This window comes from Streptomyces sp. NPDC086989 (assembly GCF_044745505.1).
In the GTDB taxonomy this organism is placed as follows: Bacteria; Actinomycetota; Actinomycetes; order Streptomycetales; family Streptomycetaceae; genus Streptomyces.
In genome coordinates, this window is record NZ_JBIVAL010000004.1 from 136475 (window position 1) to 151767 (window position 15293).

Here is a 15293-nt window from a genome sequence, read left to right on the forward strand (position 1 = left end):
ATGGGTCCATTGAAGCAGATGCGGGGGTCCCGGGGCAGACCTCGTCTCAACCAGTGGAGCGGAATCCCAAATTCCGCGAGAAGGCCTCCAGTGGCCCCCCACGACGTGCGCGCCCGCCGGGCCACGGGGGCTCGGCGGGCGCGCACGTCACGCAGTCCGGACCGGTCCTAGACCAGGCCCTCCTTCTGCAGGCCCGCGCAGCAGGTGTCCGTGATCAGCCGGGTCACCACGTACGGGTCCACGTTCGCGTTCGGGCGGCGGTCCTCGATGTAGCCCTTGCCGTCCTTCTCCACCTGCCACGGGATGCGGACCGAGGCGCCGCGGTCGGACACGCCGTAGCTGAACTCGTTCCACGGGGCGGTCTCGTGCAGACCCGTCAGGCGCTCGTCGATGCCGGCGCCGTAGTTCTTGACGTGGTCCAGCGGCTTCGAGCCCTCGCCCAGCGCCTCACAGGCGGTGATGATGGCGCGGTAGTCCTCGCGCATCGCCTTCGTGGAGAAGTTGGTGTGTGCGCCCGCGCCGTTCCAGTCGCCCTTCACCGGCTTCGGGTTCAGCGTCGCCGAGACGTTGAAGTCCTCGGCGGTGCGGTAGAGCAGCCAGCGCGCGATCCACAGCTGGTCCGAGACCTCCAGCGGGCCGACGGGGCCGACCTGGAACTCCCACTGGCCGGGCATGACCTCGGCGTTGATGCCGGAGATGCTCAGGCCCGCCGCGAGGCAGTGGTCCAGGTGCTTCTCGACGATCTCGCGGCCGAAGATCTCGTCCGAGCCGACGCCGCAGTAGTAGCCGCCCTGTGCGGCCGGGAAGCCGCCCACGGGGAAGCCGAGCGGCCGGATGCCGTCGAAGAAGGTGTACTCCTGCTCGATGCCGAAGATCGGCTCCTGGTTCGCGAACTGCTCGGCGACCGGGCGGAGCAGGGCGCGGGTGTTCGACTCGTGCGGGGTCATGTCGATGTTCATGACCTCGCACAGCACGAGGACGTTGTCGCCGCCGCGGATCGGGTCCGGGCAGGAGAACACCGGCTGGAGCACGCGGTCGGAGGCGTGGCCCTCGGCCTGGTTGGTGCTCGATCCGTCGAAGCCCCAGACCGGCAGCGCGTCGCCGTCGGCCAGGATCTTCGTCTTGGAGCGCAGCTTCGCCGTCGGCTCGGTGCCGTCGATCCAGATGTACTCAGCCTTGTAGCTCACGGGCCCCATCCTTCGGTGCGTCGCTCCGGTGCAGACTCAGCGGGTGCTGCTGCGGGTGCTGCGTTCGCGGTGCTGCGGTGTCGTTGCGGTGTATGCCGCAGCGTGCCCGCACGCGATTTCTCTTCCGTTGCCCGGGTGTGAACCCCGTGTTACCGAGGTTTACTCCGCAGTTCGAGGGGGTTGTGCGGGTTGACGGCAGCACACCCGTCCGAGTGGGGCACACTGAGCAGGTGAGCATTTCGTACGATTTGACCTCGGCCGGTGACTCCATGGACTCACCCCGCCTTCCCGCCCGCCCCCGGGTCGGCCTGCTGGGCACCGGCCCCTGGGCCCACCGCACCCACGCCCCCGCCCTCGCCGCGCACGCCGGCTCCGACTTCGCCGGGGTGTGGGGCCGCCGCCCCGAAGCCGCCGCCGAGCTGGCCGACGCGTACGGCGTGAAGGTGTACGAAGACCCCGACGCGCTGTTCGCGGACTGTGACGTCGTGGCCTTCGCCCTGCCGCCGGACGTGCAGGCCCCGCTCGCGGTGCGCGCCGCCGCCGCGGGCCGCCACCTGCTCCTCGACAAGCCCGTCGCCACCACCGTCGAGGACGCCCGCGCCGTGGCCGACGCCGCCGCCCGGCACGGCGTCGCCTCCGTCGTCTTCCTCACCCTCCGCTTCGCCGAGCCGGCCGCCGGCTGGGTGGCCGAGCAGGCCGCCCGCTCCGGCTGGTTCACCGCGAGCGCCCACTGGCTCGGCGCCGTCTTCCCGCCCGACGGCGCGCCCAGTGCCTACGCCGCCTCGCCCTGGCGCAAGGACAAGGGCGGGCTCTGGGACGTCGGCCCGCACGCGCTGTCCGTGCTGATCCCGGTCCTGGGCGACGTCACGTCCGTCATCGCCGCCCGGGGGCCCTCCGACGTGGTCCAGCTCGCGCTGCGCCACGCCTCGGGCGCCGCCAGCACCGCCGTGCTCAGCCTGGGTGCGCCGGCCGCGGCGGCCGGGGTCGGGCTGGAACTGCGCGGGGCCGAAGGGGTGTTCTCGCTGCCGGACTGGACCGACGTGCCGGGGGCGTACGGGCGCGCCCTGGACGCCCTGGTCACCGCTGCCCGGACCGGGGTGGCGGACCCGCGCGACGCGGAGTTCGCGGCCCGGCTGACGCAGATCCTGGCGGAGGCGGAGGCCCAGCTGCCGGCCTGAGGGCCCGGTGCGGGGGGCGGGGCAGGGGGCCGGGTGCGGGGGCCGGTGTGGGGCCGGGCGCTACTTGATGACCGCGTTGGCCACGATGATGGCCAGCCCGAGGGTCGCGTCCGCGACGCCCCTCAGCAAGGCGGAACCGATCCGGTAGCCGACGCGCAGTGCCACGAAGGAGCCCCACGCGAACAGCAGCGCGGTGTTCAGGCCGAGCCCGACGGAGGTGACCCCGTACGCGTCCCATCCGGTGAACCCGGCGGCGACCAGGAGCAGGACGGTGGGGAGGGTGGCCACGACCATCGGCCACTCGTTCCACAGCACCCGCGAGAGCACCTGCAGGCGGTGGGCGGCGGAGCGGGTCTGATGGGTGGTCATGTGGTGCGAGTAGCCGTGCGCGAGGGCGGCCGCGCAGGCGGTGACCAGCACCCAGCTGGCGTCGTGGAACGGGGTGAACGCCTCGCCCTCCTGGTTGAGCGCGGCCATCAGCCCGGACGCGAGCACGGTCCCGTAGACCCCGCCGAACATCCAGTCGGCACCCCGGCGCGGGGCGGGGAGGTCCGGCCGCGCGGGGGGCAGCCGGGGTCGGAGCTGCTGCAGGTCCTTCGTGTCGGTCATCGCCGTCCCTTGGTGTGATACATCCCTTTTGGTCGCTATACACCCTAGGGGGTGACGGATGAGGACGAGATGAGTGCCGGCCCCTTCGCGGCCCGTCCCGCCCCACGACAGCCGCCGGCGGCGGCCGGGCGGCACCGGCCGGGCGCCGTCCGGACCCGCCCGTGCTACGGCCGGGGCGCGCCCACGGCTCCCACCGCCCCCGCCAGCGCTTCCAGCGCCCGGCCGAACGCCGCTTCCGGCGGCGCCGCGTATCCCACCACCAGCCCCTCCCTGCCCGCGCCCGTCCCCGCCGCGGCCGGATGCCGGTACCCCGAGAGGCCGTCCAGGGCCAGACCCGCCGCCCCGGCCGCCTCCAGCGCCGCGGCCTCCGTGCCCGGGGGGAGCTCCAGCACCGCGTGCAGGCCGGCCGAGATGCCGGTCACCCGCAACTCCGGGGCGCGCGAAGCCAGTACGGAGACCAGCCGGTCGCGCCGGTCGCGGTAGCGGTGGCGCATGCGGCGGATGTGGCGGTCGTACGCGCCGCACTCGATGAAGTCGGCCAGTGCCAGCTGGTCCAGGGTGCTCGCCCAGGACTCCCGCAGGCCCTTCGCCGCCACGACCCGGTCGACCAGGTGGTCCGGCAGCACCAGCCAGCCCAGGCGGATCGCGGGGGAGAGGGACTTGCTCAGCGAGCCCGCGTACACGACGTGCCCGGGGGCCAGCCCCTGGACCGCACCGACCGGCTTGCGGTCGTAGCGGAACTCGCCGTCGTAGTCGTCTTCGACGATCAGCGACCCCGTCGTACGGGCCCACTCCACGGCGGCGGCCCGCCGCGCCGGAAGCAACCGGGCGCCCGTCGGGAACTGGTGCGCGGGTGTCAGCAGCAGCGTGCGCGCCCGGTCCGGGACCGCGTCCGTGCGGGCTCCGTCCTCGTCGACGGCCACGGGGTGCGGGCTGACCCCGGCGGCTTCGAGGATGCGGTGGTGGAAGGGGAGCCCGTACTCCTCCACGGCCCAGTCGCGGGGCCGCAGTGACGCGAGGAGCCGCAGCCCGTTCGCGAAGCCCGAGCACACCACGATGTTCCCCGGGCCGGTGCGCACGCCCCGGGCCCGGGAGAGGTACGCCGCCAGCGCCCGCCTCAGCTCCGGGCGGCCCCGGGGATCGCCGGGCCCGAAGGCCTCGGTGGGAGCCTCGGCCAGGGCCCGCCGGGCACTCGCGGACCAGGCGCCCCGCGGGAAGGACGCGGGATCCGGCTTGCCCTGGAGCAGGTCGTGACGGGGACCCTCGGGGGCGGCCGCGGCGGGCGCCGCCGGGGCGGCGGGGACGGCCACGCCCTCGGCGACCCGGGTGCCGGAGCCCTGCCGGGCGGTGAACCAGCCCTCGGCCACGAGCTCGGCGTACGCGTCGGCGACGGCGTTGCGGGCCAGCCCGAGGTCGGCGGCCAGCGCCCGGTACGGCGGCAGCCGGGTCCCGCCGGTGAGCCGGCCGCTGCGCACGGCGTCCCGCAGGGCCCGGGCCAGGACGGCCCGCCGGGCCCCGTGCGGGGGAAGATCGAGGTGCAGGTCGGCCCCGCCGGGGCCGGTGCCGGAGCCGCTGCCTGATCCGGTGCCCGCGGCGGACGCGGGGGCGGTGTCGTCGGACGTCATACGGGCGAGCGTAGGCGGCCGCGCCGGGCCGCCCCCGGGCGCCGCATGGGCCGCTGCCGGGAGCGCCGTCGGACGCCCGTCCGGGCCGGACGGCTCAGGCGATACGGCTCGACCGGACGGTTCAGCCCGGACGGTTCAGGCTGGCCGGTTCAGGCTGGCCGGTTCAGAACGGGCGGCTCATGCCGGACGGTTCGCCGGACGGCTCAGGCCCGGCGGGACAGGGCCTCGCGGACCGCTTCCTCCGAGCGGCCGACCACCGCCGTGCCGTCCTCGGCGGTGATGATCGGACGCTGGATCAGCTTCGGGTGCGCCGCCAGGTGGGCGATCCAGAGCCCGCGGGCCGCGTCCGTCTCCTCGCGCGGCAGGTCCCGTACGCCGGTCTCCGCCGCGAGCGGGTCCGAGGTGCGCGTGATGTCCCACGGCTCCAGGCCGAGCCGGCCCAGGACCTCGCGGATCTCGGCCTCGGTCGGCACGTCCTCCAGGTAGCGGCGCACCGTGTACTCGGCCCCCTCGGCGTCCAGCAGCGTCAGCGCGCTGCGGCACTTCGAACAGGCGGGGTTGATCCAGATCTCCATGGCCCGCAGCCTATCCGGAGCCTGTCTGGCCAGGGGCTTCTGTCAGTGCTCCCCGGTAAAATCGAAGGAGAACGACAGGAAGCCAACTACCGTTTGGGAGGCTGTAGATGGCCACTGCCATGACCGCTGGGCCCGTCAAGAAGAAGCCGCTTCCGGCGGGCCTGCCCCGCGAATGGTACGAGAGCCACAACCGCCGGCTGAAGGCGATGCGGCTGGCGATATCCCTGCTCGACTCGGGGACGTACGACGCCCGCCGCGCGACCAACCGGAAGATCCGCACGATGGCGGTCCGCACGGGCATCCACCGCCCGTCGAACGTCACCTGCAAGATGGTCCGCGCCTTCATCATCAGCAACGGAGCCTGAGCACCGCACCGCACCGCCCGGCCGGGCCGGACCCGACGCGTCCGGCCCGGCGCGTCCGGCCCGGCCGGTCACCGGCTGCCGTCCGCGGAGTCCGGAAGGGACAGCACCAGCAGGGCCACGTCGTCGCGGGGGCCGCCGTCCGTGAACTTCACCAGGTCCTGCCACACCGCCTCGACCAGCTCCTCCGGATCCTTCGCCAGGCCCGGGACCCGGGCCGCCAGCGGGTAGAACTCGCCGGCCGTGTCCCGGGCCTCGGTCACCCCGTCCGTGTGCGCGAGCAGCCGGTCGCCCGGCAGCAGCGGTACGGCGGCCACCACCGCGAGCTCCGCCCCGGCGAGCCCGAGCCCGAGCGGCGGGCCCGGCTCCACGGCCACCTCCGACACGGTCGAGGCCCGCAGCAGCAGCGCCGGCGGATGCCCGCACGAAACGATCCGCACGAGCTCCAGCCCGGGCGGGAACTCCAGCAGCAGCGCCGTCGCGAACAGCTCCGGATGGCCTGTGGCGCGGTCCTGCGGGGCGCCCGGCTCGCCCCGGAAGAACGGATCCGCCCGGTCGTCGCGGCCCGGGCGATCGCCCGGCCGATCGCCCCGTCCCGCCCGCGCGGAACCGGCCGGGGTCGCCGGGCCCGCGGCGTCGGCCAGCAGCCGGCGGTCCAGCCGGGCCGCCACGCCCGCCAGCTCGGGATCGTCCAGCACCCCCTCGCGGAAGGCGCCGAGCAGGGCGGCCACCGTGCCGACCGCCGCCAGGCCGTGCCCCTGCACGTCCCCGACCAGCGCCCGCACCCCGTACGGCCCGGCCCGTACGTCGTACAGGTCGCCGCCGACCAGGGTTCCGCGCTGGGCCGCCCGGTACAGCCCGGCGCAGCGCACCGGACCGACCCGGTCCGGCACCGGCGGCAGGACGGCCAGCTGCGCCGCCTCCGCGACGGTCCGCACGCTGACCAGCTGCGCGTCACGGCGCCTGCGGACCCAGGCGATCACCACGCTGAGCAGCCCGATCGCGGCCACGGTGGCCAGGTCCGCGCCCCGCGGGTGCGCGGATCCGGCGAACGGCGCGCTGAGCAGCGCGAGCACGATCGCGGCGAAGACGGCGGTGCCGGCGGCCCCGTAGGCGAAGGCGGCCACCGGGGGCACGCCGGCCAGGAAGAAGCCCACCTCCGCTTCGCCCCGGGTCAGTCGCTGCACGAGCACCAGCACCACGAGGGCCACCACGGGGGCAATACGGGCCCAGCGCGGTGGCGGCTTTCCGTGCAGCCAGCCAGGCTCCTCGCGTCGGCGTCTCACCCCTCCACCCTGGTACGGGGGCGGTGGCCGCGCACCCCGGACCGGCCCGCCGGGTGGCCCTGCGGGGGCCGGGCGCCGACAGTGGTCCCGTGACGGATGCGGGAGCGGGTACGGGTACGGGTGCGCACGGGCCGGCGGAGCAGAGCGCGGCGATCAGCACACGGCTGAACTGGTTGCGGGCGGGGGTGCTCGGCGCGAACGACGGGATCATCTCCACCGCCGGGCTGGTGGTGGGCGTGGCCGGGGCCACCACCTCACGCGCGTCGATCCTGGAGGCGGGGGTGGCCGGACTGCTGGCGGGATCGCTGTCGATGGCGGCGGGGGAGTACGTCTCGGTGAGCTCCCAGCGGGACTCGGAACGGGCCGCGCTGGAGACCGAGCGGCGGGAGCTCGCGGAGGAGCCGGAGGCGGAGCTCGCGGAGCTGACCGATCTCCTGGAGGCCAGGGGGCTGGACCGGGAGCTCGCCAGGGAGGCGGCGGTGCAGCTGACGGAGCGCGACGCGCTGAAGGCGCACGCGCGGGTCGAGCTCGGGATCAACCCCGACGAGCTGGCCAACCCGTGGCACGCGGCGTTCGCCAGCCTGGTCGCGTTCACGGTGGGCGCGCTGCTGCCGCTGCTGGCGATCGTGCTGCCGGGCCCGACACAGCGGGTGCCCGTGACGGTGGTGGCGGTGCTGGGGGCGCTCACACTGTGCGGGGTGATCAGTGCACGGCTGGGCGGGGCCCCCGTCCCGCGGGCGGTCCTGCGCAACGTCACGGGCGGCGCCCTGGCGATGGCGGTCACGTACGCGGTGGGCACCTGGCTGGGCGGTACCTGACCGGGCCGCGCCGCACCCCCGGCGCGGGACGGGGCTGCATCATGGGGGCATGCGTATCGCGATCACCGGAGCGAACGGGCTCATCGGGCAGGCCCTCGTACGATCCCTGCGGGCGGACGGGCACGACGTGGTGCGTTTCGTGCGCCGCGCGCCCGCCGCCCCCGACGAGGCGGCCTGGGATCCGGGCCGCGGATACGTCGACCCCGCCGGGCTCGCCGGCTGCGGGGCCATCGTCCACCTCGCCGGGGCCGGGGTCGGGGACCGCCGGTGGAGCGCCGCGTACAAGAAGGAGATCCGGGACAGCCGGGTCCGCGGCACCGGCGCGATGGCCCGGGCGATCGCCGCGCTCGACGCGCCGCCGGCCGTCTTCGTCTGCGGCAGCGCCATCGGCTACTACGGGGACACCGGCGAGCACGCCGTCGACGAGTACGCCCCGGCGGGGCGGGGCTTCCTGCCGGAGGTCTGCATCGAGTGGGAGGCGGCCGCCGCCCCCGCCCAGGAGGCGGGCGTCCGCACGGTGTTCGCCCGGACCGGACTGGTGGTCGCCGCCGAGGGCGGGGCCTGGCACAAGCTGTTCCCCGTCTTCCGGGCCGGGATCGGCGGCCGGCTGGGCAACGGCCGGCAGTACTGGTCCTTCATCTCGCTGCACGACGAGATCGCAGCGCTGCGGTACGCCATCGACACCCCCGAGCTGTCCGGCCCCGTCAACCTGACCGCCCCCGAGCCGCTGACGAACCGTGAGGTCACCGCGGCGATGGGCCGCGTGCTGCACCGTCCGACGCCGTTCCCCGTTCCGGCGCCGGTCCTGCGCGTGGTGGTCGGGGAGTTCGCCGGGGACGTGCTGGGCAGTCAGCGGGTGCTGCCCTCCCGGCTGCTGGAGTCCGGATTCACCTTCCGCCACCCCGGGATCGACGAGGCGATCAGGTCCGCCCTCGGCCGGTGACGGGCCCCGCCCCCGCCCCCGTGCGACCTTCCGTGACCCGGATGCGACCGGCGTGCGACCGGACCGGAGCGTAATACCCGACCGAACTCGGGTTCCCATGGAGCCGGTTGGGGGAAGGAGGATTCCCACACAGCCGCGCCGACCTCGGGGAGGGGCACGTGCTCAGCAGCTCGCACCGCGCCGCACAGCATGCGGACGTCGTCATCGTAGGAGCCGGGGTCTCAGGACTCGCGGCGGCACACCACCTGATCGCGGCAGGGGTCACGGTCACCGTCCTGGAGGCCGCCGGTGATCCCGGCGGACGAATGGCCACCGAGCACGTCGACGGGTTCCGGCTGGACCGGGTCGGGCAGTTGCTCAACACCTCGTACACGGAGCTCGACCGGACCCCGGGCCTGGTCGGCCTGGTCCTGCGGCCCTTCGCGGCGGGGGTGCTCGTCCACGCCGACGGCAGGCAGCTGCGGGCCGGAGCGCTGACCCCGGCCCGCGCGCTGGCCAGCGGATCCTTCGACCAGGCCCGGCTCAGCGCCTACCTGGGCCGGCTCGCCGCCCTGCCGGTGGAACGCGTACTGGCCCGCCCCGAGCGCACGGCGCTGGCCGCCCTGCGCTCCCGGGCCCTCGGCGCCACCCTGCGGCCCCTGCTCTCCGCACTGCTCCGCGATCCGGAGCTCACGACCTCCAGCCGGGTCGCCGACCTGGCCCTGCGCACCTTCGCCCGCGGCCGGCTCGCCGTGCCCGAGGGCGGCGCCGCGGCTCTGCCCGACCTGCTCGCCGCCGCGCTGCCGCCCGGCACCGTGCGCACCGGGGTCCGGGTCCGGTCGGTGGCGACGAACCTGGTCACCACCGAGGAGCACGGCGACTTCAGCTGTCGCTCCGCCGTCCTGGCCACCGGGGCGCGGGCCGCCGCCGAACTGCTGCCCGGGCTGCGGGTGCCGGCGTTCCACGAGGTCACCGTCATCCACCACGCCACCGCCGCGCCGCTGCCGTGGGACGGCTCGCTCCTGCTCGACGGCGATCCCCGGTGGCCCGTCGCCCACACCGCGGTGATGAGCGCGGTCGACCCGGTGCGGGCTCCGGCCGGCCGCAGCCTGGTCACCACCACGGTGCTCGGCCCGCCGCCGCCCGCCCGCACGGTCGCCTCGCGCCTCGCCCGGCTGTACGAGACCGGCACCCGGGACTGGGAGCTGCTGGCCGTCCACCACGTCCCGGAGGCCGTCCCCGCGATGCCGCCGCCGTACGACCTGCGCCGTCCGGTCCGGGTCCTGGCCGGGCTGTACGTGTGCGGCGACCACCGCGACGTCAACACCGTCCAGGGGGCGCTGCACTCGGCCCGCCGCGCCGCCACGGCCGTCCTGCGCGACTTCGGCATCCGCCTCCCCGCGAGCGCGGAACCCGCTCTGCCGGCGGTGGCCTGAGAAACCTCCGCCAGGGCCCGGTTCCCGACGGGGACCGGGCCCTGTGCAGGCACCCGCCGACCGCCGGGCGCGCCGTGATCAGGACAGTGCAGCGACCCGGTCGCGGTACGTGCGGACCGCCGAGGCGTCCCGGTACGGCTCCAGCCTGCGCTCGAAGTCCCGTACGTACTCCACCGCCCGCACCGACCGCATCTCCATCGCCTGTTGGGCCGCCTCCGCTCCCAGCGCGCACGCCTGGTCCAGCTCGCCCAGCCCCAGCCGGGCCGTGGCCAGCACCACCCGGCAGAACAGCCGCGAGCGCGCGAAACCCGGCGCCCACAGCTGGAGCGAGCGCTCCGCGTGCTGCGCCGAGGCCCGGTACTGCTGGAGGTCCCGGTGGCAGTGCCCGAACTCGTCCGCCAGCTGCGCCTCGTCGAAGAGCCGCGCCCAGTGCGGTACGTCGTCCCCCGGCCGGGCCGCGCCCAGCGCCCGCTCGGCCCGTACCAGCGAGGCCGTCGCGGCCCGGACGTCGCCCATCACCGCGTGCCCGCGCGCCTCGGCCGAGTGCAGGAGCGCCTGCACCACCGGCGGCGGCCCCGAGCCGACGCCCTGCTGCGCGACGCGCGCCAGCTGCACCGCCTCCCGGCCGTGACCCAGGTAGACGGCCTGCCGGCTCATGGTGACCAGCACGTACGAGCCGTACGGCCGGTCCCCGGCGGCCTGCGCGAGGCGCAGGGCCTGGACGAAGTACCGCTGGGCGAGCCCGTGCGCGGCGATGTCGTACGAGGTCCAGCCGGCCAGCCGGGTCAGGTCGGCGGCGGCCGCGAACAACCGCCGGCCGGTGGTCTCCCCGTACGTGCCGCGGAGCATCGGCTCGGCCTCGTGCTCCAGGTAGCGCACGAGGGCCTGCCGGGCGTGCCCGCCGCCGTACGTCTGGTCCAGGGCCCGGAACAGCTCGCTCACCGACCGCAGCGCCGCGATGTCCCCGCCGGTCACCCGCTGGCCGGGGCCCCTGTCGATCTGCCGCTGCCGGGGCACCGCGGCACGGCCCTGCACCGGGACCCTGGCCGCGGCCGCGGGATCGGCGCCCCGGCCCACCCGCTCGTCGGGGCGCCCGATGAGCCAGTCCCGGCTGGGCACGACCAGCCCGGCCGGGGTGAACGCGATCTTCCGCAGCTCCGCGTGGGAGCCGGAGTCCTTGCGCCACAGCCCGCTGGCGATGTCGACGGCCTCCTCCGGGGTGGCCGCGAACTCCAGGCCGGCGTAGACGGGCGCGCAGGCGTCCAGGCCCAGGTCCTGAGCCGAGAGCCGCCGGCCCAGGCGCCGGGTGAAGACCTCGGCGATCAGCGCCGGAGTGGTCCCGCGCGGCTGCTGCCCACGCAGCCACCGGGTCACGGAGGTCTTGTCGTACCGCAGATCGAGACCGTGTTCCAGGCCGAGCTGGTCGACCCGGCGGGCCAGACCGGCGTTGGAGAACCCGGCTTCCGCGATCAGCGCCGCGAGCTGCCGGTTGGGGACGCGCTGGGCAGGTCGTTCCGTCATCGGCTCCACGGTTTCCTGACGTGACGGACCGGAGTCCCGGCCCTGTGAACGGCGTGAATGTAGCGGCGAACACCGCTCATACCGCCCTGTCTGTCCCACATTCATCCGATCGTGTGCAGAATCGGTAGGGCCCTTTACGGACTGGCCCCCTCCGTCCGCGTACGCTGCGCGACATGACCCGCAGGCCCACCGGGGCGGAGACCTCCGCCGACGCCACCGCGCCACTGCCCGCGCCCGAACTGACCGAGGCCGAGTGCCGTCGCTGCGGTACGTACATCGCGGGGCTCGACGGCCGGTACGCGTGCGGGGTGTGCGGCTGGGTCAACGACCACTCGGAGGGCCACCGGCGGCTGCCGCGGGCGGACGAGGATCCGGACCGCCCGCCCCGGGGCCGCAGGCGGCCCAGGCCGCTGCCCCCGGGCCCCGGGGAGGATCCGCCCCCGGGTTACTGAGGGGTCGGAAGGCGACCGAGGGGCCGGAAACCGCCCGCCGTACCCTTGGCTGGTGCGATGCGTGCACACAGCAGGTTCAACGAGGAGGCGCTGCGGTGGCTGAGCTTGGGTTTGTCCATCTGGGCTTCGGACCCGATTACGTCGAGTACACCCAGGCCTGGGAGGAGCAGCGGCGGGTCCACGCCGCGCGCTTCGCGGACGAGATCGGCGACACCTGCCTCCTGCTGGAGCACGCGCCCGTGTACACCGCCGGCCGGCGCACCGCGGACAGCGAGCGCCCGCTGGACGGGACCCCCGTCGTGGACGTGGACCGCGGCGGCAAGATCACTTGGCACGGCCCCGGCCAGCTGGTCGGCTACCCGATCATGAAGCTGCCCCGGCCGGTCGACGTCGTCGCGCACGTCCGCCGTCTGGAGGAGGCGCTGATCCGCACCGCCGCCGAGTTCGGACTGGAGACCACCCGCGTCGAGGGCCGTTCCGGGGTCTGGGTGCTCGGCGACCCGATCGAGGAGCGCCCCAAGATCGGCGGGCTCTCGCTCGACTTCGACCCGCGGCTGACGGACGAGGAGTTCGACGCCCGCCTGAACGGCCCCGAGTACGCCCCCTCCAACGCCGGGCAGCGCCGTGAGGACCGCAAGCTCGCGGCCATCGGCATCCGCGTGGCCAAGGGCGTCACCATGCACGGCTTCGCGATCAACGTGAACCCGGACAACACCTGGTTCGACCGGATCGTGCCCTGCGGGATCCGCGACGCCGGTGTGACCTCGCTCTCGTACGAACTGGGCCGCGAGATCACCATCGCCGACGTGCTGCCGGTCGTCGAACGCCACCTGAAGGACGTACTGGAGCAGGCCGAGCTGCGACCCCGGGAGATCGAGCCCGCCGCGGGCTGACGACCGGGGGAATGCGTCCGGCCGCCCCCAGGTTGGCCGACGTAAGAGCGTATGAAATTACGGGCGTACCCTGGTGGGCGCCGAAGAATCGAAGTCACAGGGAGCCGGTCGTGTCCGCAGTCGCACCCGACGGACGCAAGATGCTGCGCCTGGAGGTCCGTAACAGCCAGACCCCCATCGAGCGCAAGCCCGAGTGGATCAAGACCCGGGCGAAGATGGGTCCCGAGTACACGAAGATGCAGGCCCTGGTGAAGGGCGAAGGACTGCACACCGTGTGCCAGGAGGCCGGCTGCCCCAACATCTACGAATGCTGGGAGGACCGCGAGGCCACCTTCCTCATCGGCGGTGACCAGTGCACCCGGCGCTGTGACTTCTGCCAGATCGACACGGGCAAGCCCGAGGCCCTGGACCGGGACGAGCCGCGCCGCGTCGGCGAGTCGGTCGTCACGATGGACCTGAACTACGCCACCATCACCGGCGTCGCGCGCGACGACCTGGCCGACGGCGGCGCCTGGCTGTACGCGGAGACCGTGCGCCAGATCCACCAGCAGACGGCGGGCCGCGAGGGCGGCCACACCAAGGTCGAGCTGCTGGCCCCCGACTTCAACGCGGTCCCGGAGCTCCTGGAGGAGGTCTTCGCCTCCCGCCCCGAGGTCTTCGCGCACAACGTCGAGACCGTGCCGCGGATCTTCAAGCGGATCCGCCCCGGCTTCCGCTACGAGCGCTCCCTCGACGTGATCCGCCAGGCCCGCGCCTACGGCCTGGTCACCAAGTCCAACCTGATCCTGGGCATGGGCGAGGAGCGCGAGGAGGTCTCGGAGGCACTGAAGGAGCTGCACGAGGCCGGCTGCGAGCTCATCACCATCACCCAGTACCTGCGGCCCTCGCCGCGGCACCACCCCGTCGAGCGCTGGGTGAAGCCCGCCGAGTTCGTGGAGCTGGCGAAGGAGGCCGAGGAGATCGGCTTCTCCGGCGTGATGTCGGGCCCGCTGGTCCGCTCCTCGTACCGTGCGGGGCGCCTCTACGCCCAGGCGATGGAGAAGCGCAGCCGGGTCTGATCGCAAAGGGAGTGGCGCGCGGCGGTGTGACGCGCGCTACCACACGGACTGTGTGAACTCACGCACAAAGTCTTACCACCCGGTAACACCGCATCGACGCGGCCCCTAGGCTCTTTGTAACGAAGAGTCCGGCGGGCCGCGTAAATGTTTCATCACCGTTTGACCGGCCGGTCATGCCCTGGTAACACCAGTCAGTGACGATAATGCGACGCACCGCGCACGCCGGCGCACACCGTCGCGCCGTCCCGCCGTGCCCGCCCGCCCCCCGATGAACACCGTGAGCACTGTGAAAGGGATCGACATCATGCAGGCCGCGCCCGTACGCGCCATTGCCATTCCGTCGTTCACCGACGCCTTCCGGGGCTTCGAGTCGCTGCTCATGAGCGGCGCCCGCCGCAACGCGTGGACCGCCGTTCTGGAGGACCGCCGCCGAGCCAAGGACCGGGTCGAAACCGAGCACGTACTCGAGGCCGCGGCGACCCGGACCCCGCAGGCCACGTAAACTTCGCTCTATGGCGAGGAAGTCAAACGCAGAGACTGCTGCGAACCCCGGGCGACTGAAGCAGATCGCCCTGACGTACAAGATGACGCGCAAGGCCGACCCGAAGGTCGGTCTGATCGTCGCGGGCGTGGGAATCGTCACCTTCGGTGTCTTTCTTGCGATCGGCTTCCTGATCGACCACCCGGTCTACCTGGGCATCCTGGGCTTCCTGGTGGCGTTCCTCGCGATGGCGATCGTCTTCGGACGACGGGCCGAGCGGGCTGCCTTCGGGCAGATGGAGGGACAGCCGGGCGCGGCCGCGGCCGTACTGGACAACGTGGGACGGGGCTGGACGACCACCCCCGCCATCGCGATGAACCGCAGCCAGGACATCGTCCACCGGGCCGTGGGCAAGGCCGGCGTCGTACTGATCGCCGAGGGCAACGCGAACCGGCTCAAGCCGATGCTCGCCGCCGAGAAGAAGAAGCTGGCCCGGATCATGCCGGACATCCCGGTCCACGACTTCATCGTGGGCACCGGTGAGGGCGAGGTCCCGCTCAAGAAGCTCCGCACGACGCTGCTCAAGCTGCCGCGCGTGCTGGCCGGCCCGCAGATCACCCAGGTCAACGACAAGCTGCGCGCCATGGGTGACCTCATGAGCAACATGCCGCTGCCGAAGGGCCCGATGCCCAAGGGCACGCGGATGCCGCGCGGCGGAAAGATGCGCTGACCCGCTCAGCCGATCGTCGTATACGACAGAAGGGGCGCCCCCGGCCCGGCGGGGCCGGGGGGCCCGGCTGGGCCGTTTTGGGCCGCCGGGGGGGTGTGGGCCCCGGCGGGGGGGTGGGGGGCGGGGGGGGGTTGGGGTGGGGGGGGGGGGAGTGGGGGCC

At 74.1% G+C, this 15293-nt stretch carries 16 protein-coding genes; 10 read left to right on the forward strand and 6 right to left on the reverse strand.

Going from position 1 to position 15293, the window contains the following annotated elements; translation table 11 throughout:
- Positions 1–167: 167 nt before the first annotated feature.
- Positions 168–1187 carry a glutamine synthetase gene (gene glnII, locus ACIPK4_RS10300; RefSeq protein ID WP_054226367.1) on the reverse strand — a complete coding sequence of 340 codons (1020 nt, stop codon included), beginning with the start codon at positions 1185–1187 and terminating at the stop codon, positions 168–170.
- A 269-nt stretch (positions 1188–1456) separates the two neighbouring features.
- On the opposite strand from glnII, the gene ACIPK4_RS10305 reads away from it, so the two are divergent.
- On the forward strand, positions 1457–2365 hold the full coding sequence (locus tag ACIPK4_RS10305) for a Gfo/Idh/MocA family protein (RefSeq protein ID WP_402311768.1): 909 nt from the start codon (positions 1457–1459) through the stop codon (positions 2363–2365).
- Between the two features lie 60 nt (positions 2366–2425).
- Here the strand turns inward: ACIPK4_RS10305 and ACIPK4_RS10310 are convergent, their stop codons facing one another.
- The 3 genes from ACIPK4_RS10310 to ACIPK4_RS10320 all read right to left on the reverse strand — a co-directional run bounded on the left by ACIPK4_RS10310 (position 2426) and on the right by ACIPK4_RS10320 (position 5174).
- Positions 2426–2974 (reverse strand): hypothetical protein, encoded by a 549-nt coding sequence (locus tag ACIPK4_RS10310; protein WP_402310889.1) that lies wholly within the window; start codon positions 2972–2974, stop codon positions 2426–2428.
- A 164-nt stretch (positions 2975–3138) separates the two neighbouring features.
- Positions 3139–4599, reverse strand: coding sequence for a PLP-dependent aminotransferase family protein (locus ACIPK4_RS10315; RefSeq protein ID WP_402310891.1), 1461 nt, complete (start codon positions 4597–4599; stop codon positions 3139–3141).
- 203 nt (positions 4600–4802) lie between these two features.
- The gene (locus tag ACIPK4_RS10320; RefSeq protein WP_376200172.1) at positions 4803–5174 is read right to left on the reverse strand and encodes an ArsC/Spx/MgsR family protein; all 372 of its coding nucleotides are present in this window, start codon (positions 5172–5174) and stop codon (positions 4803–4805) included.
- 107 nt (positions 5175–5281) lie between these two features.
- Between ACIPK4_RS10320 and ACIPK4_RS10325 the strand changes: the two genes are divergently transcribed.
- Positions 5282–5539, forward strand: coding sequence for a hypothetical protein (locus ACIPK4_RS10325; RefSeq protein WP_054225542.1), 258 nt, complete (start codon positions 5282–5284; stop codon positions 5537–5539).
- 68 nt (positions 5540–5607) lie between these two features.
- On the opposite strand, the gene ACIPK4_RS10330 is transcribed toward ACIPK4_RS10325, so the two are convergent.
- Positions 5608–6822, reverse strand: coding sequence for a PP2C family protein-serine/threonine phosphatase (locus tag ACIPK4_RS10330; protein ID WP_402310895.1), 1215 nt, complete (start codon positions 6820–6822; stop codon positions 5608–5610).
- A gap of 89 nt (positions 6823–6911) precedes the next feature.
- Between ACIPK4_RS10330 and ACIPK4_RS10335 the strand changes: the two genes are divergently transcribed.
- From ACIPK4_RS10335 to ACIPK4_RS10345, 3 genes are all read left to right on the forward strand, one after another.
- Positions 6912–7640, forward strand: a complete 729-nt coding sequence (locus tag ACIPK4_RS10335) for a VIT family protein (RefSeq protein ID WP_402310897.1) — start codon at positions 6912–6914, stop codon at positions 7638–7640.
- A 49-nt stretch (positions 7641–7689) separates the two neighbouring features.
- Positions 7690–8583, forward strand: a complete 894-nt coding sequence (locus ACIPK4_RS10340; RefSeq protein ID WP_402310899.1) for a TIGR01777 family oxidoreductase — start codon at positions 7690–7692, stop codon at positions 8581–8583.
- 158 nt (positions 8584–8741) lie between these two features.
- Positions 8742–9998 carry an FAD-dependent oxidoreductase gene (locus ACIPK4_RS10345; protein WP_402310901.1) on the forward strand — a complete coding sequence of 419 codons (1257 nt, stop codon included), beginning with the start codon at positions 8742–8744 and terminating at the stop codon, positions 9996–9998.
- Positions 9999–10076: 78 nt separating this feature from the next.
- Here the strand turns inward: ACIPK4_RS10345 and ACIPK4_RS10350 are convergent, their stop codons facing one another.
- Positions 10077–11519, reverse strand: coding sequence for a regulator (locus ACIPK4_RS10350; RefSeq protein ID WP_402310904.1), 1443 nt, complete (start codon positions 11517–11519; stop codon positions 10077–10079).
- Between the two features lie 173 nt (positions 11520–11692).
- On the opposite strand from ACIPK4_RS10350, the gene ACIPK4_RS10355 reads away from it, so the two are divergent.
- The 5 genes from ACIPK4_RS10355 (at position 11693) to ACIPK4_RS10375 (ending at position 15133) form a co-directional block, all read left to right on the forward strand.
- Entirely contained in the window at positions 11693–11971 is a 279-nt protein-coding gene (locus tag ACIPK4_RS10355) for a hypothetical protein (protein ID WP_054225537.1), read from the forward strand.
- Positions 11972–12066: 95 nt separating this feature from the next.
- On the forward strand, positions 12067–12864 hold the full coding sequence (gene lipB, locus ACIPK4_RS10360) for a lipoyl(octanoyl) transferase LipB (protein WP_402310906.1): 798 nt from the start codon (positions 12067–12069) through the stop codon (positions 12862–12864).
- Positions 12865–12974: 110 nt separating this feature from the next.
- Positions 12975–13922, forward strand: coding sequence for a lipoyl synthase (gene lipA, locus ACIPK4_RS10365; RefSeq protein ID WP_054225535.1), 948 nt, complete (start codon positions 12975–12977; stop codon positions 13920–13922).
- A 304-nt stretch (positions 13923–14226) separates the two neighbouring features.
- Complete coding sequence (locus ACIPK4_RS10370; protein WP_054225563.1) at positions 14227–14424, forward strand: hypothetical protein; 198 nt, start codon at positions 14227–14229, stop codon at positions 14422–14424.
- Between the two features lie 10 nt (positions 14425–14434).
- Positions 14435–15133, forward strand: coding sequence for a DUF4191 domain-containing protein (locus ACIPK4_RS10375; protein WP_054225534.1), 699 nt, complete (start codon positions 14435–14437; stop codon positions 15131–15133).
- Positions 15134–15293: the final 160 nt, after the last annotated feature.